The sequence below is a fragment of the Mycobacterium sp. genome (assembly GCF_049683355.1).
Lineage (GTDB): Bacteria > Actinomycetota > Actinomycetes > Mycobacteriales > Mycobacteriaceae > Mycobacterium.
On record NZ_JBAUJB010000427.1, the window covers coordinates 1 to 3,904 of the forward strand.

Here is a 3,904-nt window from a genome sequence, read left to right on the forward strand (position 1 = left end):
TGCATCATCTGGGGGGCATCACCCTCACCGGGCCTGCGCACCGCCTCAGGGTCACCGACAACGAAGGCCAGGAACTCAGTTCGGGATCACTGGCACGACCACCGACCACACCACCCCCGGCCGTCGCGCCCTACCGAGGACCGACCGGCGAACGCGCCCAATGGAAGTGGTACACCCCCTACCAACCACCACCACCACCGACCGACAACTAACCGGAGTCGGCCTCGGCCTCGGCGAGGCGCTGGTGCAGACGGGCGCGGATGTCGTCGGGAGTGTAAGAGTTGCGCCGCCGTTGGTCCCGTGCGACCAGCGCGCCACCGGCCACCACCCCGGCGACACCAGCGAGTCCGACCCACTTCCAGATTCCACGCATACCGCGAGTTTGCCTAAGCTTGGCGGGTGAATCAAAGCACGGTGTCGTTGCAGCGCGCGCTGGATGAGACCCGTACCGGGGACATCTGGTTGTTCCGCGGACAGTCCGGTCCCGACCGCGCGATCCAGTCGATGACGAACAGCCCCGTCAACCACGTCGGCATGACGGTGGCGATCGATGACCTGCCCCCGCTGATCTGGCATGCCGAACTGGGCGACAAGTTGGTCGACATGTGGACGGGCACCAATCACCGTGGGGTGCAGCTCAACGATCTACGTGAAGCGGTGGAACGCTGGATCGGCACCTACGGCCAGCGCTGCTGGTTGCGCCAGCTCACGCCGTACGCCGGCCGTGAACAGGAGGACCGCATGCTCAAGGTGATCGCGCGGATGGACGGCACCCCCTTCCCGACGACTGCCCGGCTGACCGGACGCTGGATACGCGGCAGGCTGCCCAACGCCTCTGACTTCACGCGTGGAATTCCGTTCGTACACAGCAAAGTTCGCAAATCGGTCGAGCGTCGCAAAGCCGAGAAGTTCAGGGCGGGCCTGCAAACGGCTTACTGTGCGGAAACCGTCGCCATCACCTACGAGGAGATGGGACTGCTGGAGACCGACAAGCACTACAACTGGTTTGATCCGGGCTCCTTCTGGAGTGGCGACACGCTGCCGTTGGCGGCCGGGTACCGATTGGGCGAGGAGGTCGCTGTCATCCCCTAGCGCGCCGGGCACACCCGGGTGGCGAAACGCCGACCGAGATCGCACGATGCCGGCAAAAAAGTGGTTGGCTTGACGACAGCACGCATATTCGGCACCGCAACGAGGGAGTGCAGGCATGCCGACATCGACCGAGCCCGCCGAGGACACAGCTGCGCCCCGGCGTGGCCTGCTCAGCGCAAAGGCTTCGGCGATCTCGATCGTGGTGGCTTCCTTCGCCACGCTGGTCATCGTCTTCGGGATCCTGAGTTCACCGGGTGACGAGCCGCCGCAGGTCCAATCCATTCCGGCCCAGCCGAACACCGTTTCCCAGTGGGTGGCGGCGCCGCCGGAGCCCAGCACCCGAGCACCCGAGCCGCCGGCGCAACCGGCGCAACCGGCGCCGCTCACGATGGACGCTCAGGGCTTCGTCGACTCCCCGGCCCGCTGCGATGAACAGCAGCAAGCCGTGGCGATCGCGCGCACCAATCGCTCTGCCATGGTCGTCTGCCGGGGCTCCGACGGAGCCTATGAGTATCAGGGAATCCGCCTGCACGACGGCGCATCTCTGCGGTTGGACGATGTGCGGGTGCTCCCGGCGGGGTTCGAGGCCCGCAACGACAACACCACCTACCGGTTGTCGCCGACCGAATTGGTCGTCATCAACGGCGAGGCGCTGCAGAGCCGCGACGCGATGGTGGAATACCGGGCAGGCTGAGCCGGCTACAGCGCCGCCGCGTAGGGGCCCAGCAGTTGGCAGTCCGGAGCCGGAGGCTGGCCGATCCAGGCGCCGCAGCCCCGGCCCGTCGCGATGTAGGTGGCGCCGGCAACGTAGGGCTCGAAGAACACCTGGGCGCGGCCCGTGCCGTCGCTCGGGTAGCAGCGCTTGACCGCGTCTCCTCCTGGCATCTCGAGACAGGCCACGCTTGTCGCCGGCGTGGCCGGCGGCCCGCACTGATCCGGCGCCAGGGTCGCGGTGACCGTGCTGACGCCGGCGACCTGGATGACCTGTGGCGGTGTCAGGGTGAACGTGCACGGTGGGGGCGGACCGGCGAGGGCGGGCGTCGCGCCCGATACGCAGGCGACCGCGGCGGTGACGGCAACCGATAGGGCGAGGGTGGGCCGAGTCATACCCGATGATAAGTCCCGCCCGGGGCCGCTGACCGAGCTACTCCGGGACGCGACACCGGGCCAATCCAGGGAATTCACCAAACCTCGCGGTAGCCTCTGCGCGTGCCGTCCCGCAGCCCGACCCGCGCGGTCAGGTATGCGCGTCGCCGCCAGCGGCGGATGGCACTGAAGCAACACGACCTCACCGATTCCCAGTGGGCGGCACTGAAGACGGCATGGGGAGGGTGCGCGTACTGCGGCGCGACCGGGTGTTGAGCGACTCGCTAGGTGAGCACGGTGGGGTTGGGGTGCGTCACGTGGGCTGAGGATGGTCTGGCGTGGTGGGTATCGGGCAGCCGGGGGTGAGTGGCTGCGTCACCGCGAGGACGGCGGGTCTACGGTTCGGGTGATCTTGAAGGTCGACGGCCCTTCCCGCGTGCTTTGACTGGCTGCTGGGAAGGGCCGTCTGAAACGCCCGGAGGCGTCGTGCTCAGTGTAGGTGCAGATCCCGTTGTTGTTGAACGTCAGTTGCGGTCGGGTGCGCTGAGGTGCCCGCTATGCGGGCAGCGGTTGGCGCCGTGGGGGCACGCCGCGCCGCGGTTCGTGCGCCAGAGCGCGGCGAAGGTGGAGCGGATCCGGCCGCGGCGGGCGATCTGCTCGAGCCAGGCGGGTTGTGGCCGTTCGCACGTGCTGCTACCTCGGTTCTGCCTGGGTCGACGGGTCGACGTGGTGGTGGTGATCTGGGCGGCGCTGGTGGCCCAGGCCGCCGGCTGGGGGTGGCGGCGGATCACTGCGGCGGCGGGTCGTGCGGCCTCGACGGTGCGGGGTTGGCTGTCGCGGTTCGCCACGCACGCCGAGCCGATCCGGGTCGGCTTCGGGTGGCTGGAACGCCATGCCAACGCCGGCGCCGACATGGATCGGCTGGCCCCGGCCGCAAGCCCGGTCGCGGACGCGGTCGCGCAGATCGGGGCCGCGTGCGCGGCGGTGCGCCGCGGCTGGGGTGAACCGGTGCTCGCGGTGTCCTCGGCGGAGCTGGTGGCGGTGTGCTCGGGTGGCTGGCTGCTCGCGGTGCGGCCGCCGGCGGTCGCGGTGTTGTCGATCAACACGAGCCCGCGTCTGTGACCGGGCGCCTCGACGCGTCAGGGTCGGTGGCGTCACTGCCGTCGATCGTGGAAAGCGTTGAGGTGTCAACAGATGTCGAAGAAGAAGTCGCGGGCGGATCGGGCGCGTGATATCGCGCTGTATCGGTACTCGCTGATCCGGCCGCTGGCCGATCCCGGCCTGTCAGCGACCGAGCGCGGCCAGCTGGTGCGGGATCTGGCCGCCCAGGTGCATGTGGGCCCGTCCGGTGAGCCGGTGACGGTGTCGCGCGCGAGTTTGGACCGCTGGATCCGGGCGTGGCGGGCCGGGGGGTTCGACGCGCTGATCCCGGCCGAACGCCAAGTAACCCCGCGCACCGACGCCGAGGTGCTGGAACTGGCGACACGGCTCAAGCGGGAGCACCCCGCGCGTACCGCCGCCCACATCGCCCGGATCGTCGAGGCCGAGCAGGGGTGGGCGCCCTCGCCACGCACGCTGCAACGTCACTTCGCCCGCCTGGAACTCAATACCCGACCCGACGGCACCCCGCCGCCCGCGTTCGGGCGGTTCGAGGCCGCCGAACCCGATGAGATGTGGATCAGCGATGGCCTGCACGGACACGGCCCGATCGTCGCCGGGCGGCGGG

At 69.4% G+C, this 3,904-nt stretch carries 6 protein-coding genes and 2 pseudogenes; 6 read left to right on the top strand and 2 right to left on the bottom strand.

Annotated elements, in window-relative coordinates:
- Positions 1 to 212 (top strand): annotated as a pseudogene (locus tag WA944_RS24525) (HNH endonuclease); the annotation flags it as partial.
- Here WA944_RS24525 and WA944_RS24530 read toward each other — a convergent pair.
- Entirely contained in the window at positions 209 to 373 is a 165-nt protein-coding gene (locus WA944_RS24530) for a hypothetical protein (RefSeq protein WP_205390467.1), read from the bottom strand. The pseudogene WA944_RS24525 and the gene WA944_RS24530 overlap by 4 nt on opposite strands.
- 41 nt (positions 374 to 414) lie before the next feature.
- Here WA944_RS24530 and WA944_RS24535 point away from each other — a divergent pair, with 41 nt between their 5' ends.
- Together WA944_RS24535 and WA944_RS24540 are read left to right on the top strand one after the other, a co-directional pair.
- Entirely contained in the window at positions 415 to 1,092 is a 678-nt protein-coding gene (locus WA944_RS24535) for a guanylate cyclase (protein ID WP_526368740.1), read from the top strand.
- 115 nt (positions 1,093 to 1,207) lie between these two features.
- On the top strand, positions 1,208 to 1,786 hold the full coding sequence (locus WA944_RS24540; protein ID WP_526368736.1) for a hypothetical protein: 579 nt from the start codon (positions 1,208 to 1,210) through the stop codon (positions 1,784 to 1,786).
- A gap of 5 nt (positions 1,787 to 1,791) precedes the next feature.
- On the opposite strand, the gene WA944_RS24545 is transcribed toward WA944_RS24540, so the two are convergent.
- Positions 1,792 to 2,199, bottom strand: a complete 408-nt coding sequence (locus WA944_RS24545; RefSeq protein ID WP_526368734.1) for a hypothetical protein — start codon at positions 2,197 to 2,199, stop codon at positions 1,792 to 1,794.
- 102 nt (positions 2,200 to 2,301) lie between these two features.
- Here WA944_RS24545 and WA944_RS24550 point away from each other — a divergent pair.
- The 3 genes and pseudogenes from WA944_RS24550 to WA944_RS24560 form a co-directional block, all read left to right on the top strand.
- Positions 2,302 to 2,448: pseudogene (locus WA944_RS24550) on the top strand (HNH endonuclease); the annotation flags it as partial.
- Positions 2,449 to 2,664: 216 nt separating this feature from the next.
- A complete protein-coding gene (locus tag WA944_RS24555; RefSeq protein ID WP_526368732.1) occupies positions 2,665 to 3,300 on the top strand; it encodes a hypothetical protein in 636 nt (211 codons plus the stop codon).
- Between the two features lie 72 nt (positions 3,301 to 3,372).
- Positions 3,373 to 3,904 (top strand): helix-turn-helix domain-containing protein (locus tag WA944_RS24560; RefSeq protein WP_526647436.1); only part of this gene is annotated, 532 nt, incomplete at its 3' end.

Excerpts from the sequence above, each read along its gene's own strand:
- WA944_RS24540 (WP_526368736.1), top strand. The coding sequence starts at position 1,208 with ATGCCGACATCGACCGAGCCCGCCGAGGACACAGCTGCGCCCCGGCGT.
- WA944_RS24530 (WP_205390467.1), bottom strand. The coding sequence starts at position 373 with ATGCGTGGAATCTGGAAGTGGGTCGGACTCGCTGGTGTCGCCGGGGTG.
- WA944_RS24545 (WP_526368734.1), bottom strand. The coding sequence starts at position 2,199 with ATGACTCGGCCCACCCTCGCCCTATCGGTTGCCGTCACCGCCGCGGTC.